Consider the following 21068-nt stretch of genomic DNA (forward strand, 5'->3'; position numbering starts at 1 on the left):
ACTGGGCTAAATTTGGCTCAATTGGGGAGATTGAGAAAAATGGTGCTTAAGATGTGTGCTGAGGAAATAAACTTTGTAAAAAACGCGAAAACTGTTGGTGTTGCGATGCTAGAAAGTTTTGCGTTGGAGCATTCTTAATAGAGGTGATCACTTTAATCTGATCCATCTCTGAAGAAGGTTTGTTCTCAGCACGTTCACGTTTTTGTTGAGTCAATGCGCGTTCGATAGGGGTTAAAGACTTTTCAGCAACACTAGAGTTTTGTAGTGATTTAGCAGGGTTTTGTAACGCTGCTGCATGTGTCTGGCTCATACCAAAAACACATAAAGTTAAGCTTAACGCTTGTAAATAGTACAAATTCATTTCAATTTTCCCCTATTTTGAATTTATTGTAAGAGTAATTAGGTTTACATTTTAAACATAAAATTCACAAAAGTACAAATGCATCACACTTTCTTACAATTTTTATTCAACAATCCTTAAGTTACTCAACCTGTAGCTGAAATAAATTTTGCCTCTTTTTATCAATAAAATATGGAGATTCGGTGGAGATATGATGTTATGCGGTAAATTTTAAAGAAAATTTAAGTGATAAAAATGCAATTCTTATGAAGAAAATATATATTAAATTTAGATATTTACAATGATTTAATTCGTCTATTGAATACATTGTGACTGAAGTAAATAAAAAATATAGTGCAATTCATAAATGTAATAAAAAAGAGATTTTAATGAATAAGCACTTTTTCAATAAATTATTGGGCACAATGAGTATTGGGGCATTGTTGTTCAGTATGACTGCACAGGCGAATACATCATTTTTAAATGTTTCTTATGATCCCACTCGCGAATTTTATCAAGAATATAACCAAAGTTTCGGTGAGTTTTGGAAAAAACGTACTGGTCAAGACGTGCAATTTAAGCAATCTCATGGTGGATCTGGGAAACAAGCACGTGCTGTAGCAACAGGATTACAAGCAGATGTTGTGACCTTGGCACTTGCAAATGATATTGAAGAAATTGTAAAAGCAGGTTATATCAATAAAAATTGGCAAAAAGAATTTCCCAATAATTCAGCACCCTATACATCTACCATTGTTTTTTTAGTAAAAAAGGGCAATCCAAAAAATATCAAAGACTGGAATGATTTAGTCAAACCAGGTGTTGAGATCATTACCCCGAACCCAAAAACAGGTGGTGCGCCACGATGGATTTATTTATCTGCATGGGGCTATGCACTTAAACAGCCTGCCGGAAATGATGCCAAAGCTCGTGAGTTAGTCAAACGATTATACAAAAATGTCAAAGTGTTAGATTCAGGAGCCCGTGGATCACTCACGACTTTTGCTGAACGTGGAATTGGTGATGTTTTACTGTCTTGGGAAAATGAAGCGCTCTTAGCGACGCAAGGTTTGGGGCAAGATAAATTTGAAATTATTTATCCATCCATTTCAATTCTAGCTGAGCCTTCTGTTGCCATCGTAGATAAAACCGTAGATAGAAATGGGAATCGTAATCTCGCAAAAGGATATCTTAACTATCTGTATTCACCTTTGGGGCAGGAATTAGCTGCTAAACATAATTTTCGACCACGTAATGAAAAAATCGCAGCTAAATACAGTACTAAATTTCCAAAGGTACAATTATTTACCATCGATAAAGTATTTGGTGGTTGGGCGAAAGCGCAGCAAACGCACTTTGTAAATGGCGCGATTTACGACCAAATTTCAGCAGAAAAATAATCTATTTTTAGAACTTATGTGAATGGATAGCGATATGCTATCCATTTTTAATTATAAGAAATCCATAAAATACTATATATTTGAATATAGACTGTATTTAAGATGATTTATGAATTAATTCATAATCTTGAAAGAAAAATGGTAGCAATATAACGTAAATCACATGTCCAAATTAAATTGATGAATATGATTTTATTTCATATATTTAGATTAATTATGTATATCTAGATTTTTTGACTATGAAAACTCAATTTAAAGCCTTGCTTACAGCGGGCTTACTCGCAACAGGTTTATCGTTCAGCGTATCTTCTCAAGCAGCACAACGTGATTTCCTGAATGTATCTTATGATGCGACTCGTGAATTTTATGATGAGTTTAATCAGTCATTTGGTCAATATTGGCAGTCAAGAACTGGAGTGAAAGTCAACTTTAAACAATCTCATGGTGGCTCAGGTAAACAAGCACGCTCTGTGGTTGATGGCTTGAAAGGCGACGTTGTCACTTTGGCTTTGGCAAATGATATTGAAGAGATCGTGAAATCGGGTCAAATCAATAAAGGATGGCAAAAAGAGTTCCCTTATAACTCTGCACCTTATACATCAACCATTGTTTTTATGGTGCGTAAAGGTAACCCTAAAAAAATTCAGGATTGGCAAGATCTTGTTAAGCCGGGTGTAGAAATCATCACACCAAACCCTAAAACAGGTGGACTACCACGCTGGGTATATTTATCAGCTTGGGGTTATGCACTCAAACAACCAGGTGGTAATGAAGCGAAAGCAAAAGACTTTGTTGGCAAGATGTACCATAACGTCAAAGTGATGGACTCTGCGGCGCGCGCTTCTATGACGACATTTGCTGAGCGTAAAATTGGCGATGTGTTGCTCACTTGGGAAAATGAAGCACTGGTCACTCAAAAAGCCTTGGGCAAAGATCAGTTTGATATTGTTTATCCATCTATTTCTATTTTGACAGAGCCTTCTGTTGCCATCGTTGATCGTACTGTAGATAAAAATGGCAATAAATGGTTGGCAACTGGCTATATCAACTATTTATATTCACCATTAGGTCAGGAGATGGCTGCTAAGCATTTCTATCGTCCGCGTAATGCTGAAGTGTTAGCAAAATACTCAAAACAATTTCCTAAGTTAAAAACATTCACCATTGATGAGGTTTTCGGTGGTTGGGCAAAAGCACAACAAGCACATTTTGTGAATGGTGCGATTTTTGATCAGATTTATAACAGTCGTCGTTAATATACTGAAGTAATTGAAAATTAATAAAAAAGCCTCCAAGTGAGGCTTTTTTATTTGAACATTCCAGTGAATGAAACGGTTTTGCCTATAGAAAGTAAAATTTACCTACAAAAAGTCGTTTGGAGCTTTATTAAAACAAGGTAATAATGTGCAGTTAAATTTTTAGATGTTCTGAAACGTTATTATGTCGCATATTTCTGTATTACTTCATGAAACTGTAGATGCTCTATTGGGTGGGCGTAATACAGGGATTTATGTAGATGGCACCTTTGGTCGAGGAGGTCATACTCGGCTTCTCTTGTCTAAATTAGATGAACATTCTCGTGTCTATGCATTTGATAAAGATCCGCAGGCTTTGGCTGTGGCTGCTCAGTTAGAACAAGAAGATCCAAGATTTACCATTATTCATGCAAGTTTTGCAGATATTAAAACAGCCTTAAATCAACGCGGTGTTGAAACTGTCGATGGTGTTATGGCAGATTTAGGTGTGTCATCACCACAACTTGATCAGGCCGAACGTGGTTTCAGCTTTATGAAAGACGGTCCACTGGATATGCGAATGGACAACTCTCAAGGCTTAACTGCAGCGCAATGGTTGGTTGAAGTTGATGAAGAGCATTTAGCGAATATTATTTTTCAGTATGGTGAAGAACGATATAGCCGCCGCATTGCGAAAGCGATTAAAGCAGCAGGTTATATTGAGACTACAGGTCAATTGGCTGAAATTGTAAAAGTTGCCCATCCGAAATGGGAAAAAAATAAGCATGCTGCGACACGTACATTCCAAGCAATTCGAATTGAAATCAATAAAGAATTAGAAGATGTGCATGCTTTTTTACCTGAAGCACTGGATATGCTTCATAATGGAGGTCGATTAGCGGTCATCAGTTTCCATTCCTTAGAAGATCGAATTATTAAACAATTTATTCAAAAAGAGTCGACTTTAGCTGAGGATGATGGTTGGGGCTTACCTCAGAAACCTAAAGAAACTCGTCGTTTGAAAAAAATTGATCGCGTACGTGCAAGTGAAGAAGAAGTGAAACAAAATCCGCGTTCTAGAAGTGCTTGGTTGCGAGTTGCAGAGCGAATAAATTTTAAAGGCGAATAATGAAAAAGGAAAAAGACGTAGAACAACAGGAACTGGTAGCAACGACCTTGGTGCGTAAAAAAATACTGATCTATAGCGTTTTAACCGCTATGGTCATGGTGAGCGCATTTATGGTGGTCTATCAGGTCTATTCTTATCGTCAAGATTTTCGTGAATTCAATACGCATATGCGTGAGCTTGAAGACATAAATGCTGAATGGGGTCGTCTACTTATTGAGCAACAGACATTTGGAGCGACTGCACAAATTGGGACACGTGCAGTGACACAATTACGTATGTATTCACCACCAACATCACAGACTGTGGTGATTTCACTTCCTGCTGAAACCGCGAAAAATCAATAGGCACGCTGAATGGTTGATAAAAGCAAAACAAAACAAACACGTAAAAAACAGCAGCCCATTACACAGAAAAGAACCGTTGCTGTAGATATGTGGCGTTTCTATTTAATGTGGGGCTTAGTCCTGACATTTTTTGTAGTATTGGTTGCACGTGCCTTTTATGTTCAAATTGTGAACAAAGACTTTTTGCAAAATAAAGCCAATGCCAAAATTTTACGTACTGAAAAATTAAGCGCGATGCGAGGGGTTATTAGCGACCGTAATGGCGTTCCCTTGGCTATTAGTACACCAATTATGAAGGTGGTGATTGATCCTCAACATTATTTTGAAACTAAAGCAACTTTTGATGAAATCACTGAAGAGTTAAAAAAGAATCCAACCAGCCGTAAATTAAAAAATCAGTTACCACAGGAAAACCTGAATTTAGATGAGCTAGCAGATGCAGTTGGGTTGGATCGAGCTGACCTCAAAAAGCGTGTTCAAGATCGAGCTCGTTCACGTTATTTAGTATTGAAAAAAGAAGTACCACCTGCTCAAGCGGCTCTGTTAGCACAACGTAATTTTGCTGGCGTATATTCTGAAAAATCATATAAACGTTATTACCCACAACCACAACCCAACTCTCAAATCATTGGTTTAACCAATACCGAGGGAACAGGGATTGAAGGTTTGGAGATGCAGCTGAATAAGCGGCTTGCAGGGGTCAATGGCGAACAGAAAATTGTACGTGATAAGCATGGTAACCGTGTTCAAGTTCCAGAAGTTATTAAAGAAGTTGAAGCTGGGGAAAATATTACACTGAGTATTGATTCTCGATTGCAATACATTATGTATCGAGAGCTTACCGCGGTAGGCGTGGCAAATAATGCACGTTCTGCTACAGCAATTGCGGTCGATGTCAAAACCGGTGAAATTCTAGCGATGACCAGTTGGCCGTCGTATAACCCGAATGATAAAAAAAGTTTATCCAATAAAGATGCAATGCGAAATCGCGGTGCAGTTGATTCGTTTGAACCAGGTTCGACGATGAAACCATTAACGGTGGCGATGGCGCTTGAAAGTGGTAAGTACACTGCAAACTCAGTCGTTAATACCACGCCAGGGTCGATGCGTGTCGGTAATCATACGATTCGTGATACACATAATTATGGAGCGCTTACTTTAGGTGGCATTATTCAAAAATCCTCCAACGTAGGTGTAGCGAAAATTGCCTTATCTTTGCCTTATCCGACTTTACCAACGTTCTATAAGCGTCTTGGTTTTGGACAGCGTTCGGCTGTCAAATTCCCTGGTGAAAGTCCAGGTCTGATCTTACCGCCAAGTAAATGGAATATTTCAGAAGTTGCAACCATGTCCTATGGATATGGTCTTAATGCCACGGTACTACAATTGGCAGACGCTTATGCCATGTTGGCAAACAAAGGGAAGAAAGTTCCTTTAAGTTTGTACAAGTTGGATGAAGCTCCTCAAGGTGAACAAATGATTGATCCTAAAATTGCGGATCAAGTCTTGTTAATGATGGAGACAGCAACATTACCAGGCGGTACAGCGACTCGTGCTCAAATACCAGGTTATCGCGTTGCAGGTAAAACGGGTACAGCACACAAATTACGTGCTGACCGTAAAGGGTATTCGACCAATGAATATCGAGCTTTATTTGCAGGTGTTGCACCTGTAAGTGATCCACGTTTGGCGATGGTCGTCGTGGTCGAAAATCCAAAAGGCACATATTACGGTGGTACTGTATCAGCACCTGTTTTCGCAAAAGTAATGCAGGAGTCGCTGAGACTGTTAAACGTACCATTGGATAAACCCTTAGATACTCCAAAATCCATTCCATAGGTGATGAATGTCGATTACATTTCAACAAATCTACGCTGTAGATCATCCAGCAGAATGGATGCAACAAGCATTTAATGGCTTCCAATTAGATAGTCGTAAAGTTGAAGCGGGACAAGTGTTTATTGCTTTGACCAGTCTTTCTCAACCTGAAAAAACTGCAGAATATGCACAGAAGGCTTTGGATCTTGGTGCTTTGGCTATTATTTCAGAACAAGATCTAGGTTTAACGCCAAGTTTGATCGTTCCGAATGTGCGTATGCTTATGGGACAATGGCAGAAAGATTATTTGCAACAGACACAGCCAGTAAATCCACTTCGAGTATTGGCTGTCACGGGAACCAATGGTAAAACGACCATTTCAAGGCTTGTTGCAGAGCTACTGATGTTAAGTAAGTACCCATGTGCTGTGATGGGAACGACAGGGAATGGGATTTTACCTCACCTTGAAGCATCTACACATACCACGTTAGATGCATTGCATATGCAAAATCAATTGCATGCTTATGCTCAGCAGGGGGCTAAGTTTGCTGCTATTGAAGCCAGCTCCCATGGTCTTGAACAGGGGCGTCTCAATGGAACGCCAATTGAAGTTGCAGCTTACAGTAATTTAAGTCGCGATCATTTGGATTATCACAAGACTTTAGAGGCCTATGCTGAGGCAAAATCACGCTTATTTCAGTTTGAGAGTCTTAAAGTTGCAATTATCAATATCGATGATGCTTACGCAAATATCATGCTCAAAGCGGCGGAGCAAAATCCAGCAAAACCTAAAATTTTAACTTATTCCACCACTCAGCCCGCGGATTACCGTGTTGAAGAGATTCAATATAGTTTAGATGGTGTTCATTTTAAATTGGTGACCAAGTCCCAAAGCTATTTAGTGCATAGTCCGTTATTGGGTCATTTTAATATTGAAAATGTAGTTGCGAGCTTAATCTCTGTTGAACAGGCGGGTTTAGATTTATCTCAGTTAGTCGCTTTAGTTCCTCAGCTAAAAGGCGCGCCAGGGCGTATGCAAGTGTTGCGTGATCAAGATCGTTTGTTTGTCGTGGATTATGCCCACACTCCTGATGCATTAATTCAGGTTCTTCAAACATTAAAACGTCATGTTTCACAACAATTATGGGCCGTGTTTGGGTGTGGTGGTGATCGTGATCGCGGTAAACGACCTTTAATGACACAGGCTGCTCTAGATCATGCAGATGTTGTATTGCTCACCTCAGATAATCCACGTACTGAAAACCCAGAACAAATTTTTGCTGACATGAAGGCTGGAATTGAATTTTTGGACAGAGAGGTTCATGAAATTCATGATCGTCGTGAAGCGATTAAGTTTGTAGTGAAAACAGCAAAAGCAGGTGACATTGTTGTGATTGCAGGCAAAGGCCACGAAAATTATCAAGAGATTGATGGTGTTCGTCATTGGTTTGATGATGTGGTAGAAGTCCAAGCAGCCATTAAGGGTCAGCATGCGACTAAGCCAGCATCTTATCCAGCAGACTAAGGAATCATTATGCACACATCTACTACAAGTACTGCGACACTTGTCCCATGGACTTTGTCTGATCTTGTTGCTGCTACTCAAGGGTATTGGTTGAATGATAAAAAACCGACTGGAGAAGTAAAGCGTATTTTGACAGACTCACGTCATGCGGAGTCGGGGGATGCTTTTTTAGCCCTGAAAGGTGAGCGTTTTGATGCGCATGAGTTTGTTCAACAAGTGGCTGAAAGAGGCTGTCAGATTGCGATTGTTGAGCGGCCTTTAGACATTGATATTTGTCAGTTGGTGGTAACAGATACGAGATTAGCATTAGGTATGCTTGGTGCATTTCGTCGCGCTCAACATGCGCAATTAAAAGTTATCGCACTGACTGGTAGTAGCGGCAAAACCACGACTAAAGAAATGCTTGGTAGTATTCTTGCTCGCAAAGCACCGACATTGATCACGCGAGGTAATCTCAATAATGATCTGGGTGTGCCTATGATGCTATTAGAGCTTCGACCAGATCATGAATATGCAGTGATGGAGCTTGGAGCAAGTCATCAAGGAGAAATTGACTATACCTCGAAGCTCGTTCAACCTCATGTTGCGGGTATTATTAATATTGGTACGGCTCATCTTGGTGAATTCGGTGGGCGTGACGGAATTTGTAAAGCTAAATCTGAAATCTATGGTCATGTTTCAGAAACTTCGATCGTGCCAGCAGCTGATGATTATATAGACCAGATCCGTCAAAGTGTAAAAACAACAAAAACCTTAAGTTTTGGAGAAGGTGGCGATGTCTATGCTTCAGATATTCAGCTGAATCCACAGAGTGCTCAATTTAAATTACATACGCCTGTAGGTGTCCAACCCGTGGATTTACCTTTTGCTGGTGAGCATAATGTTCAAAATGCTTTGGCTGCTGCTGCTTTTGCATTGTCATTAAATATCAGCTTGGATGATATTGTCACGGGTTTAGAACAAGCTGTGGGTGCAAAGGGACGTTTGAATTTTATTCAAAAAAATGATTTTTTATTTATCGATGATACATACAATGCCAATCCCACTTCGATGCGTGCAGCGGGTGAAGTGCTTGCACAGCAAGAAGGTATTCGTGTCATGGTGATTGGGGATATTGGTGAGTTAGGTCCGACTGCTGCTCAACAACATTATTTACTCGGGCGAGATTTGGTTTCGATTCGCGGACTCAACTTTGTCGTTGCTGTTGGTGAGTTTGCACCAGCAACACAGGAAGGCGCACGTAGTACTCAGTACGGGAAAAAGTTACAAGCTTTCCTCAATCAAGAGCAAGCTCTACCATTTTTAATTAGTCTAATCGAAACACATCAACCGCAAAAAATGAGTTTCTTATTCAAAGGTTCTCGTTATACCCATATGGAAACGTTGATGGCAGATTTGATGGAGAAACTCTAAATGCTGTTATGGTTATTTGAACAACTTTCCGGCTATCACAGCTCGTTCCAAGTGGTTCGTTATTTAACATTACGTGCGCTGCTCAGTGTCTTGACAGCACTCACGATAGGCCTAGTTCTTGGTCCTGTTATGATCCGTAAGTTACAAGCTTTAAAATATGGCCAAGCGGTAAGTTCTTTCGCTCCGGAAAACCATGCCAAAAAAATGGGAACACCAACCATGGGTGGTCTCCTTATTTTGCTTTCTATTGGGATTTCAACTTTACTTTGGGCAGATCTTTCAAACCCTTATGTTTGGATTGTGCTTGGCGTGATGGTGATATTTGGCGCCGTAGGTTGGGCGGATGACTGGATTAAAATCCGTTATAAAGACAATGCAGGTTTGCCAGCGCGTAAGAAGTTTTTTTGGACATCTGTCGCTTCTTTGGGTGCAGGGATATCACTCTACGTAATTGCGACTCAGCAAACTAATCCTGTACACACTGCGAATATGTTGGATTTGCTGATCCCTTTCTTTAAAGATCTTACAATTCCTTTATCGGTAATACCTTTAGGGATCGGTTTTATCATATTCACTTATTTAGTGATTAACGGTGCGTCGAATGCTGTTAACCTGACTGACGGTTTAGATGGTCTTGCAATTATGCCAATTGTATTGGTTGCGGCGGGCCTAGGGGTGTTTGCTTATTTGGCGGGTGATGTTCGTTTTGCAAATTATTTACATATTCCCTATGTGAAATATTCATCTGAACTCGTTGTTATTTGTGCTGCAATGATAGGTGCAGGTTTAGCATTCCTTTGGTATAACGCGCATCCTGCACAAGTATTTATGGGTGATGTTGGTGCCTTGTCGCTTGGAGCGATGCTGGGAACTATTGCGGTGATGGTACGTCAGGAAATTGTATTTGCAATTATGGCGGGTGTATTTGTAGTCGAAGCAGTCTCTGTATTCTTACAAATCGGTTCGCTTCGTATGCGAAATAAACGTGTTTTCCTTATGGCGCCGTTACATCATCACTATGAAAAGAAAGGATGGCGTGAAACACAGGTGGTCATCCGTTTCTGGATTATCACAATTATGCTAGTAGTTTTAGGTCTAATGACCTTAAAATTGCGCTAAGCAAGAATCAAATGAGATCAAGTCGGCTTATGCCGACTTTTTTTCATCGCTAAAATTTTTTGGAGAAAATGATGAATCTGTTGATGTGTCCTGTTTGTCGCGAGGCATTGGCGCTTGAGGGGAAAACATGGCGCTGCAAGAGTAATCATAGTTACGATATTGCAAAGCAAGGTTATGTGAATTTGCATGTCGTACAGCATAAACATAGTAAAAATCCAGGGGATACCCCTGAGTCTGTTCAAGCTAGACGGTCGTTTTTATCAGCGGGATTTTATGCGCCATTACAGCAAGCTGTCGTTGCTAAAATCCGAGAATTACGTATAGAAAATCTTTTAGATATTGGTTGCGGTGAAGGATATTACACCAATGCAATGGAAGCTGAAGCGATACAAGTTGTGGGGGTGGATATTGCTAAAACTGCAGTTCAGGTAGCAGCAAAATTAAATCAAAATGTCACTTGGGTTGTGGGTACGGGGGCTGTGTTGCCTGTTTTAAGCGAGACCATCGATTTATGTACCAGTTTATTTAGTCCTATTCCCGAGGCGGAAATATTACGTGTATTAAAATCATCGGGGTATTTAATGGTTGTTACCCCAGGTCCACAACATTTATATAAAATGCGAGAAGCACTATTTGAAGAAGTTAAGGCACATGAGCCACATAAATTTGTAGCACAGTTGAGCGAGCACTTTGAGTTAATTGATGAAAGCTTAATTCAGGCACCATTGGTGTTGAACCAAAATGACCTAAAGTGTCTTATCGCAATGACGCCATATGCTTATAAGGCCAAACCTGAACGGCGTGAGCAATTAGAGCAAGTTGAAAAATTTGAACTGAGTGCAGAGTTTCAGATCTATATTTTAAAAAAGAAAAGTTAAAAGAAGCCCTCTTTTAGAGGGCTTTATTTTGGTTATTGAACTTGATTAATCAAATTTTCGATTGAATCTCGTTTAACTTGTGGTGTTGAATTCATATCCGGTGGTGTCGACGACGTCGGTGTTAACGGTTGATCGTTATCTGGTAGATCATCAAAATCGCGATCATTCGTTGGTGCTACCACTGGAGCAGGGCGATAAATTGGACGAGCTAAAGGTGGAGTTTTATCTTTTTGCTCATGGTTTAATGTATGTACACGACCACGTTGTTCTCGAGTTAAAGGAGCTTTTGCATTTTTATCTAAACTTACCCAAGCATATGGTGTATTGGCAAGCGACTTCTCCATAAAGTCACTCCAAATTGGAAGAGCAGCGATACCCCCATATTCACGACGACCTAGCGTAGTCGGTTGGTCGAAACCTACCCATGAAACTGCGACTAGATTGCCGTTAAAGCCAGCGAACCAAGCATCTTTTGCATCATTGGTTGTTCCTGTTTTACCTCCTAAATCACCACGACCAATTTTTAATGCTGCGCGACCAGTACCATGCTGAATTACGTCTCGTAAAATATTCGCCATATCAAATGCTGAACTGGATTTTAAAATTCGATGTGCTTGACGATATTGGCTACGCTCTTCATCGGTTAAAGTGGGTTGCTTATCCTCTAAAGACTGATTGGTAACTTCAATAATTTCGTCGTCTGGTGTTGTTGCTTCAGCAGAGGTTGTATCTTGCTTCTGAGATTTAATACATGAAATACATGCGTATTCAGGATTGGCTTGATAAATCACTTTGCCGTAAGCATCCTCAATACGGCTAATGAAGTGAGGTTGCACGCGGAAACCGCCATTGGCAATTGCGGCATAGCCTGTTGCCATTTGCACAGGGAGTACTTGAGGTGTTCCTAATGCAATCGTGTAGTTACGTGGAATCTGATCATCCTGCAAACCAAAATCCATAAACAATTGGCGAGTACGTTCTAGACCGACTGTTTGTAAAAGGCGAACAGAGACAGTATTACGTGACAAATATAAAGCGCGACGTAATGGAATCATCCCCAAATAGCGCCCATCAGAATTGCGTGGTGACCATTTACCAATGGTAATGGGATTATCACTAACCATGGTATGCGGCGTCATACCTCGTTCAAGTGCAAGCGAGTAGACAAATGGTTTGATAATAGAGCCAGGTTGACGCCAACCTTGCAGTGCACGGTTAAATTTCGATTGATAAAAATTATATCCACCAACGATCGCGACAATTGAGCCATCATTTGGGTTAAGTGCAATTAACTGACCTTGTACACGAGGCACCTGTACCAAGGACCACATACTGCGATTTTGATTTGGACGTAGACGAACAATATCTTTGACTTTTACAATTTGTGAAGCATTGCTAGGTGCACCACCCACACTATTGGCATTGCGATAGCGTCTCGCCCAAGACATGCCAGACCAAGGAACAGTGACTGATGAACCATCTTGTAAAGTTGCTTCAAAAGAATTGCTTAAAACTTTAGTGACTTCAGCAGGGTAGGTGTTTGCAAATGGTACAAAGTCTTTTAAGGGTTTGTCATGGGCTTCTGGGCCACGCCATCCATGACGACGGTCATAACTTTCTAAACCAACACGAACTGCTTCTTCGGCAAAGGCTTGACGATTGTAATCAATAGTGGTGTAAACCTTATATCCTGAATCGATCGCGAGATCGCCAAATTTTTTGACGAGTTCAGAACGAACCATTTCACCGACATAAGGGAATTTATTGTTAATACCGCGATCAGGCATGTCCAAAGCGATAGGCTCTGATACAGCATCTTCATATTCAATTTGACTGATATAACCCAATTGAAGCATACGACCTAAAATCCAATTGCGACGTTCTAACGCACGTTCAGGATTGGCCACAGGATTATACTTAGAGGGTGCTTTAGGTAATCCTGCAATCATTGCCATTTGGGCAATTGAAAGATCGTTTAAATTCTTGTTGTAATAAATTTTTGCTGCTGCAGCTATGCCATAAGCATTTTTACCGAGGAAAATTTTATTGACGTAGAGTGTAAGAATCTCTTCTTTAGATAATTTTTGTTCAATTTTACGTGCTAAGAAAATTTCGGTGAGTTTGCGCTTGAGAGTTCGTTCTGGTGTTAAATAATAGTTTTTAGCCACCTGCATGGTAATTGTAGAACCACCAGTTTGAATGTCAGAACCCGTGATCGATTCACTGACTGCACGTCCTAAACTTTTAAAACTAATACCGCTATGCTCAAAAAAAGAAGAGTCTTCTGCAGCTAAAAAAGCATGAATAAAATCTTGTGGGATTTGCTCATAATCAACTGGAACAGAAAGTTTGCCACCATATTCTGCGATTAATTGGTTATCTGCTGTATAAACTTGCAGCGGTTTTAATAATGGAGCCTTCTTAAAAGCAGTCATCTCTGGCAAAGATGGTGCAATATAGAGATACATTCCATAAAAGCCCATTGGAATTGTGACTAAGATAATGATAATCAGCAAAAAAAAAGGGTGAATCTGTCCACAACAAGATAGCTTTTTCATAACAAGTAAGTTTTAATAGGTGCTAAAGGCAAACTAATAGAAGGTCAGTATAGCTTCTCATTTAACAGAATGTTAGTTGAGTTATTATATCCGCAAAAAAATTAGACCAAGTGTAGTTAGTTTGTATTGTGCTGTTGTTGGGGACAAAAAAATAATAGGAATTGCATTGTGCTTAGACTATATCGTAAGCCAAATAAGGGGTTAGTGGGGGTAGATGTTAGTTCGACCTCTGTTAAGCTATTAGAGCTATCAGTTAAAAACGGTCGCTATTGGGTTGAAAGTTACGGGTTAAGTCCATTGGTTGATGGGAGTGTTGTTGAAAAAAACATCCTCAATCAGGATAACGTGGCTGATGCTTTAGAGCGCGCGATTAATATTGCAAATCCGCAATCGACGAATGCTGCTTTTGCGGTACCTACATCTATGGTGATTCACAAGGTCATCGAGATGGATGCCGACATGAGCGATGATGAGCGTGAAGTTCAGATTCGTATGGATGCTGAGCAATATATCCCATTCCCACTTGACGAAGTCAGTTTAGACTTTGAAGTGCTTCCTGAGCGATTAAACAATCCAAACAGAGTGAACGTTCTACTCGTTGCGACACGTACTGAAAACGTGGACTCTCGTATTGAAGTATTGGATTTGGTCGGCCTTACCCCAAAAGTTGCCGATGTTGAAAGCTATGCACTGGAACGTAGTTTTGAAGTCTTTGCAGATACATTGCCGATTGGTGCAAATCTTGTTGGCGTTCTTGATATTGGTCATACCATGACGACTTTATCAGTCATGCAAAATGGCAAAATTATTTACACGCGCGAACAAGTGTTTGGCGGTAAGCAATTGACTCAAGATGTGCAAAATCGTTATGGCTTATCTTATGATGAAGCTGGGCGTGCTAAAAAAGACAACACCTTACCAGATGACTTTGAAACAGAAGTTTTAATGCCATTCCTTGATGCAGTGATTCAACAAGCAGCGCGTTCATTACAGTTCTTTTTCTCTTCTTCTCAATTTAACGAGATTGATCATATTTTATTGGCGGGTGGTAATGCCAATATCCCAGGTCTTGCAAAAATGATGCAACAAAAATTGGGATATCGTGTCACTATTGCTAATCCATTTTTACAAATGGGCTTTTCTCCTCAAATCGACCTGAAAAAAATAGAAAATGATGCACCATCATTATTGGTGGCGTGTGGCTTGGCATTGAGGAGTTTTGATTAATGGCTAAAATTAATTTACTCCCTTGGCGCGAAGAGCTAAGAGAACAGCGAAAAAAGCAATTTGTTTATATCTGTATCGCAGTGGTATTACTTGCGATTTTATCGGTTTTAGCAGCTTGGTTCTTCTTGAATCATAAATTGCAAGACCAAGAACAAGCAAACCAACTTATTGTAAGCACCAATCAAAGTTTAGACGTTCAATTAAAATCCTTGGAAGGATTGCAAGAACGTCGAAATGCAGTGATTGAGCGGATGAAACTGATTCAAGGTCTTGAAGGTCAACGACCTGTTACTGTGCGTTTAGTAGATGAATTGGTACGTGTTGTTCCTGAAACGGTGTATCTGACGAAATTTACCCGTACTGGTAATAAATTTACCATCGAAGGTAAAGCAGAAAGTCCGAATGCGGTAGCAGAGTTATTACGTGGTTTAGAAGCTTCCCAGTGGTACCGAAATGCATTTATGAATTCATTCTTGGCTGCGCCAGAAGTGAAGGAAAAAGCACCAAGTTCGGTAATCCCTCGAGTTGAAGAGTCATACGGTACATTTATCGTGACTGTCGACTTGGGTGCAATTGCTCAACCGACATCAGAGATGGACGCGAATAATGTGGGAGGTGCACCATGAGTCGTAATGATTTAAATGACTTTGATTCAGATGTCACTGCACCAAAAAAGAAGTCCATGACTGTTGAAAAGTTCTTTCAGCAATTTAATACTTTGGACTCCAATAACTACGGTAGTTGGCCACTGTCTGTAAAAATGACCTGTTGGATTTTTATTTTCCTATTTGTTTGTGCTATTGGTTACTTTTTGGTGATTAAACCAAAACTTGAATCCATTGATCTTGCTAAAGCACAAGAGGCAAATTTACTGACAGAGTTTAAAGAAAAGGATTCTAAGCTCCGTAATTTGCAGCAATACCAAGCACAGTTGCAACAAATGGAAATGAATTTCAATGAGCAATTACAACAATTGCCAAAAGAAACAGAAATTCCAAGTTTAGTTGAGGACATCAACTTAACAGGTGTGAATTCAGGGCTCAAATTTAAAAATATCCGTCTCGAAAATGAAGTGGCTCAAGAATTCTTTATTGAGCAGCCAATTTCGATAGAAACGACAGGTGATTATCATTCATTTGGGCGTTTTGTGAGTGGAATTGCGTCTTTACCGCGTATCGTGACCTTACATGATTTTGTGATTACAGCGACGCCAAGTACAGATAAAAAATCTGATATTCCACTGATCAATTATTCATTAAAAGCCAAAACATATCGTTATGTTGCATCGACTGAAGATACGGTAGGTTCAGCGGTTGTTCCACCAGCTGATATGCCAGCAGGAGGACAATAATGAAATCATTTAAGCTTTTGTGCGGATTAATTATTGCAACGACTTTGGTGGGATGTGATTCGCGTATTGATGCGGTCAATCAAGAAATGGCGAATATTCGTAGCCAGCCGCCTTTACCCATAGAACCGGCACCTGTATTTAATCCAGTTCCAAATTTTCTTTACTCGGCACATCAACTTCGAAGTCCATTCTTGCCAAACTCATTGGCAACAGAGCTAAGAATCATGTCGGGTAAACGTGTTTATCCTAATTTTAATCGTCAACCACAGCCTTTAGAAAGCTATGCATTGGAAACGTTAAACTTCAAAGGAAGTTTAAAACGTAACAATGGCCAGATTCTCGCTTTGATTCAAACCCCTGATGGTGAGATTGAGCGTGTGCAACGTGGTAATTACATGGGGATGAACCAAGGGCGCATCGTGAAGATAACGCCGACTCAAATCGATCTGATTGAAATTGTTTCAGATGGTCGAGATGGTTATATCGAAAGACCAAGAAGCTTAGTGTTGCTTGGGCCTGTTGGTTAAGACGAGTTAAGGAATAACAATGAAAAAGAGTATGCAAAATTTTTGGGGTGGGGATCGACAGTATATGAACCGTTTTCTTCGTCAATTCGCTATGACCACTGTTTCTATAGCTGTTATGCAGGCAGCGGCGGCTAAAACTACGATGACCAATATTGTGCCTTTGCAGGTGCCAGGTCAAGGAACAGAAATCCGTGTCATGTTTAACGGATTACCTCCACAGCCACAGTCATATCAATTGGAAAATCCATCTCGATTGGTTTTGGATTTTATGCAGGCAGGTCAAACACTGGCCAATACTAAAATACCTGTGTCGACCACTGAAGCAAACTCAGTTGAAGTCATTTCTAATGATCAGCGTTCACGGTTAACTGTCAATTTAACGCAGAAAGGTAGCTACACGACACGTGTTGAAGGCAATACCTTTATTTTAAAAATAAATAACCCGAACTCTGCGAAAGTGGCAACACCAGCGGCGCCAGTGGTTACACAAGCCAAAGCAGTAGAACCAGCGACTAAACCAAGTGTTTTAAAGCCAGTCATACGTCCTAATCTGACGAATAACATTACACCTGTTGCGGCTACAGCTGTGGCAGAGACACCAGTAACGCCAACACCTGTGTTTCCTGTTGCAGCACAGCAGGTATTGAAACCAACTGCACCAACGCCTACGGTTTTAAGACCTGCCGCTCCACCTGCACCAGTGGTTCGTCAGCAAGTTGCAGCACCTGTACCACCTCCAGTAGCTCCTGTTTATCAGCAGCCTGTTGCGTATACACCGCCAGCACCTGTCGCTTATCAAGCAGTAGAACAAGGACTACAAGATATTGGTTTTGAGCGCGGTAGTGCAGGTGAGGGACAAGTTGTACTGAATTTAAAAACAGCAGATACACCAGTGGATGTACAACAGCAAGGTAGCAAAGTTGTGGTGCGTTTCCTTGGTAACAAAATTCCATCGCATTTGGTGCGCCGTTTAAACGTTAATGATTTTGCGACGCCTGTCTCTACAGTAGACGCTTATAATGATAAGTCAAATGGTGTAATTTCCATTCAGTCGAGTGGTAGCTTTGAATATATGGCTTATCAAACAGATGGTAAGTTAACGATCAGTCTAAAACGCCCAGAAGAGAAAAAAGGCTTAAGCAGCCAAAATCGTACACCGAAATATACAGGTAATAAGATTTCTCTCGACTTCCAAGACATTGAAGTGCGCCGCGTATTACAATTGTTGGCTGATTTTACCGGCATTAATATGGTGACTTCGGATTCAGTTCAGGGGAATATTACATTACGCTTAAAAGATGTGCCTTGGGATCAAGCGCTTGATATTGTAATGAAAACCAAGAACTTGGATAAGCGTCGCAACGGAAACGTGATTTGGATTGCACCTGTTCCAGAATTGATTAAAGCTGAAGAAGAAGAGGCGAAAGCCATTGCACAAAGTGTGAAATTGGCACCATTACAAACCGAATATATTCAATTGAGCTATGCCAAAGTTGAAGATATTGAAAAGTTGATTACTGAAGGTCGTAACAGCCGTTCATCTAATGGTAATAATACAAACTCAACAACTGACCCATTGGGGGACAGTGTCGGGTCATTATTAAGTCCACGTGGTACAGTTTCAATTGATCCACGCACCAATACATTGATCATTAATGATACAGTTCAAAAAATTGATCAAATACGCAAGATGATTGATTTACTGGATGTTTCTGTAAAACAAGTCATGATCGAAGCTCGTATTGTACGCGCGACAACAGATTTCACCAAAGAAATGGGTGTGAAATGGGGTGTAGTATCGAAAGGTGTTGCAACCAATAATGATCTTTTGGTTGGTGGTAGTGATCAAACGCTGTGGGATTTAAAATCACCAAGTGAGGATGGTCGTTATAATATTCAACGTCCTGATAACTTAAATGTGGATTTAGGTGTGGCTGGGGCTGCAGGTAAAATTGCATTTGGTTTAATCAATATGTCTGATTTTATGCTGGATCTTGAGTTGTCGGCACTACAAGCTGATGGCTACGGTGAAGTTATTTCTACACCAAAAGTTCTCACTGCTGATAAGCAACAAGCGAAAGTTGCTTCGGGTCAAGAAATCCCTTACCAAACCACTGAAACTGCAGGTGGTGCTGCAACGGCGACGACTTCCTTTAAAGAAGCATTGTTAAGCTTAGAGGTAACACCAAGTATTACGCCTGATGGTAAAATTCAAATGAAATTGAACATTACCAGTGATTCACCAGCAGGTTATGCACAGAATGGGGAAATCATTTTGAATAAAAATCAAATTGATACCAATGTGCTTGTGAACAACGGTGAAACTGTGGTGCTAGGTGGTATTTTCGAGCAAGAAACGATTTTTAACCAAACCAAGGTGCCTTTCTTTGGTGATATTCCTGCTGTTGGTCGTCTATTCCGTAAAGACAGTAAAACAGAGAATAAGCGTGAGTTATTAATCTTTGTGACACCAAGAATTGTTAATGACAGGCAAACTAGAAACAATTAATATAGTTTCAATGAAAGCAATTCAATAGGTGACTCCTTGCCAAGCAAAGAGTTTGAAACCCTACCGAATATTTATTTGGTAGGGCCCATGGGAGCTGGTAAAACAACCGTTGGTCGACATCTTGCAGATTTACTTCATCGAGAGTTTCTTGATAGTGATCATGAGATAGAAAGAAAAACTGGGGCGACCATCCCATGGATTTTTGAGAAAGAGGGTGAACAGGGATTCAGACATCGTGAATCACTGGTAATTGATGATTTAACATCAAAACAAAATTTAGTTGTTGCGACGGGTGGCGGTGCAGTTACTCAGTCGATTAATCGATCTTATCTAAAAGATCGAGGTATTGTGATTTATCTTTATACTCCCGTAGAAATACAACTTCAAAGAACCTACCGTGATAAAAATCGACCTTTATTACAAGTCGAAAATCCTGAACAGAAATTACGTGAATTATTGAATATTCGTGATCCGCTGTATCGTGAAGTTGCACATCATATTATTGAAACGAATCAAGGTGCTGCGCGTGATTTGGCACAACGTATTCTTAATGTGATTGTCGCAAAAGAATTGAATTAAATTTGTTTTATTGGCTTATAACATCATGCAAACCTTATTCGTTGAACTCGGTGAACGCCGTTATCCTATTTTCATTGGTAGTGATTTAGATCCGCAACAATTACTTGAACCCTATATTCATGGGCAACAGGTCATGATTGTCACCAATGAAACGGTTAAACCGTTGTATTTAAATCACTATGTATCAGCTGTGGAAGGTTTAGGTAAAAAAGTTGAGACATGTGTTCTACCTGATGGTGAATGTTATAAAAATATTGAACATTTGAATTTAATTTTTGATGCCTTGCTTGAGGCAGGATTTAACCGCGATTGTACAGTGCTTGCCTTGGGTGGAGGGGTGATTGGTGACATGGCTGGATTTGCATCATCTTGTTTCCAACGCGGAGTGTATTTTATTCAAGTCCCGACTACGCTGCTATCGCAAGTCGATTCGAGCGTTGGCGGTAAAACTGGAATCAACCACTCATTAGGCAAAAACATGATTGGCGCATTCCAGCAGCCACAGGTCGTACTTGCGGATATGGCGCAACTTAAAACATTGCCTGAGCGTGAGTTATCAGCAGGTTTGGCTGAAGTCATTAAGTATGCCCTATTAGGAGATGTTGATTTTCTTGCATGGCTTGAGGAAAACATGGATGGTCTGGTTGCACAACATCCAGAATTACTTGCTGAAGCAGTGTACCGCTCTTGTGCACACAAAGCGCGAATTGTGGCCAATGACGAGAAAGAACAGGGTGAGCGTGCATTACTGAATTTAGGTCATACCTTTGGACATGCGATTGAATCTTATCTGGGATATGGTGAGTGGTTACATGGTGAGGCTGTGGCGACGGGAATGGTGATGGCGGCAGATTTATCTTATTTAATGGGGTGGATCACAGAAGCTGACCTTGAACGTACAAAAATTATCATTCAACGTGCGAAATTACCGATAAAATGTCCTCAAATTCCACTTGATGAATTTTTGGCATATATGTCTCATGACAAAAAAGTCCTGAATGGTCAATTACGTTTAGTGCTCTTGAAGTCGCTAGGGCAAGCAGTAATTACCAAAGAGTTTGATGTGGAATTAATGAAACAAGCGATTTTACGTAATCAAGCATAATCTTAGGTTTT

General features: G+C 40.3%; 17 protein-coding genes and 2 pseudogenes. 17 read left to right on the plus strand and 2 right to left on the minus strand.

Features of this window, described 5'->3' with window-relative positions; translation table 11 throughout:
- Nucleotides 1-46: 46 nt before the first annotated feature.
- On the minus strand, nucleotides 47-361 hold the full coding sequence (locus AC1M89_RS07865) for a DUF4179 domain-containing protein (protein WP_481591474.1): 315 nt from the start codon (nucleotides 359-361) through the stop codon (nucleotides 47-49).
- A gap of 404 nt (nucleotides 362-765) precedes the next feature.
- On the opposite strand from AC1M89_RS07865, the gene AC1M89_RS07870 reads away from it, so the two are divergent.
- The 9 genes from AC1M89_RS07870 (at nucleotide 766) to AC1M89_RS07910 (ending at nucleotide 11201) form a co-directional block, all read left to right on the plus strand.
- Complete coding sequence (locus tag AC1M89_RS07870; RefSeq protein WP_481591513.1) at nucleotides 766-1740, plus strand: sulfate ABC transporter substrate-binding protein; 975 nt, start codon at nucleotides 766-768, stop codon at nucleotides 1738-1740.
- 239 nt (nucleotides 1741-1979) lie between these two features.
- Nucleotides 1980-2996, plus strand: coding sequence for a sulfate ABC transporter substrate-binding protein (locus AC1M89_RS07875; RefSeq protein ID WP_481589159.1), 1017 nt, complete (start codon nucleotides 1980-1982; stop codon nucleotides 2994-2996).
- A gap of 184 nt (nucleotides 2997-3180) precedes the next feature.
- Complete coding sequence (rsmH, locus tag AC1M89_RS07880; protein ID WP_481591473.1) at nucleotides 3181-4104, plus strand: 16S rRNA (cytosine(1402)-N(4))-methyltransferase RsmH; 924 nt, start codon at nucleotides 3181-3183, stop codon at nucleotides 4102-4104.
- A complete protein-coding gene (ftsL, locus tag AC1M89_RS07885; protein ID WP_092767285.1) occupies nucleotides 4104-4448 on the plus strand; it encodes a cell division protein FtsL in 345 nt (114 codons plus the stop codon). The genes rsmH and ftsL overlap by 1 nt, the downstream gene beginning before the upstream one ends.
- Before the next feature lie 9 nt (nucleotides 4449-4457).
- On the plus strand, nucleotides 4458-6287 hold the full coding sequence (ftsI, locus tag AC1M89_RS07890) for a penicillin-binding protein PBP3 (RefSeq protein ID WP_035263956.1): 1830 nt from the start codon (nucleotides 4458-4460) through the stop codon (nucleotides 6285-6287).
- A 7-nt stretch (nucleotides 6288-6294) separates the two neighbouring features.
- Nucleotides 6295-7791, plus strand: a complete 1497-nt coding sequence (locus AC1M89_RS07895) for a UDP-N-acetylmuramoyl-L-alanyl-D-glutamate--2,6-diaminopimelate ligase (RefSeq protein ID WP_481591472.1) — start codon at nucleotides 6295-6297, stop codon at nucleotides 7789-7791.
- 9 nt (nucleotides 7792-7800) lie between these two features.
- A complete protein-coding gene (locus AC1M89_RS07900; protein WP_035263958.1) occupies nucleotides 7801-9204 on the plus strand; it encodes a UDP-N-acetylmuramoyl-tripeptide--D-alanyl-D-alanine ligase in 1404 nt (467 codons plus the stop codon).
- Nucleotides 9205-10323, plus strand: coding sequence for a phospho-N-acetylmuramoyl-pentapeptide-transferase (mraY, locus tag AC1M89_RS07905; RefSeq protein ID WP_092767279.1), 1119 nt, complete (start codon nucleotides 9205-9207; stop codon nucleotides 10321-10323).
- 71 nt (nucleotides 10324-10394) lie between these two features.
- Nucleotides 10395-11201 (plus strand): putative RNA methyltransferase, encoded by an 807-nt coding sequence (locus tag AC1M89_RS07910; protein ID WP_180028177.1) that lies wholly within the window; start codon nucleotides 10395-10397, stop codon nucleotides 11199-11201.
- A gap of 32 nt (nucleotides 11202-11233) precedes the next feature.
- Here AC1M89_RS07910 and ponA read toward each other — a convergent pair whose 3' ends face one another.
- Complete coding sequence (gene ponA, locus AC1M89_RS07915) at nucleotides 11234-13759, minus strand: penicillin-binding protein PBP1a (RefSeq protein ID WP_481591471.1); 2526 nt, start codon at nucleotides 13757-13759, stop codon at nucleotides 11234-11236.
- A gap of 168 nt (nucleotides 13760-13927) precedes the next feature.
- Between ponA and AC1M89_RS07920 the strand changes: the two genes are divergently transcribed.
- The 8 genes and pseudogenes from AC1M89_RS07920 to aroB all read left to right on the plus strand — a co-directional run bounded on the left by AC1M89_RS07920 (nucleotide 13928) and on the right by aroB (nucleotide 21057).
- Nucleotides 13928-14986, plus strand: a complete 1059-nt coding sequence (locus AC1M89_RS07920) for a pilus assembly protein PilM (RefSeq protein WP_035263966.1) — start codon at nucleotides 13928-13930, stop codon at nucleotides 14984-14986.
- Nucleotides 14986-15612 (plus strand): PilN domain-containing protein, encoded by a 627-nt coding sequence (locus tag AC1M89_RS07925; RefSeq protein ID WP_035263969.1) that lies wholly within the window; start codon nucleotides 14986-14988, stop codon nucleotides 15610-15612. The genes AC1M89_RS07920 and AC1M89_RS07925 overlap by 1 nt, the downstream gene beginning before the upstream one ends.
- Nucleotides 15609-16337, plus strand: a complete 729-nt coding sequence (locus tag AC1M89_RS07930; RefSeq protein WP_481591470.1) for a type IV pilus inner membrane component PilO — start codon at nucleotides 15609-15611, stop codon at nucleotides 16335-16337. The genes AC1M89_RS07925 and AC1M89_RS07930 overlap by 4 nt, the downstream gene beginning before the upstream one ends.
- The gene (locus AC1M89_RS07935; RefSeq protein WP_481589152.1) at nucleotides 16337-16864 is read left to right on the plus strand and encodes a pilus assembly protein PilP; all 528 of its coding nucleotides are present in this window, start codon (nucleotides 16337-16339) and stop codon (nucleotides 16862-16864) included. Before AC1M89_RS07930 ends, AC1M89_RS07935 begins: the two co-directional genes overlap by 1 nt.
- Nucleotides 16865-17060: 196 nt before the next feature.
- Nucleotides 17061-17282 (plus strand): annotated as a pseudogene (locus AC1M89_RS07940) (AMIN domain-containing protein); the annotation flags it as partial.
- A 360-nt stretch (nucleotides 17283-17642) separates the two neighbouring features.
- Nucleotides 17643-19373, plus strand: a pseudogene (locus tag AC1M89_RS07945) (type IV pilus secretin PilQ); the annotation flags it as partial.
- 36 nt (nucleotides 19374-19409) lie between these two features.
- Entirely contained in the window at nucleotides 19410-19952 is a 543-nt protein-coding gene (gene aroK / locus AC1M89_RS07950; protein WP_035263975.1) for a shikimate kinase AroK, read from the plus strand.
- A gap of 25 nt (nucleotides 19953-19977) precedes the next feature.
- On the plus strand, nucleotides 19978-21057 hold the full coding sequence (aroB, locus tag AC1M89_RS07955) for a 3-dehydroquinate synthase (RefSeq protein ID WP_481591469.1): 1080 nt from the start codon (nucleotides 19978-19980) through the stop codon (nucleotides 21055-21057).
- Nucleotides 21058-21068 lie beyond the last annotated feature (11 nt).

It is taken from the genome of Acinetobacter sp. ANC_7635 (assembly GCF_056779945.1).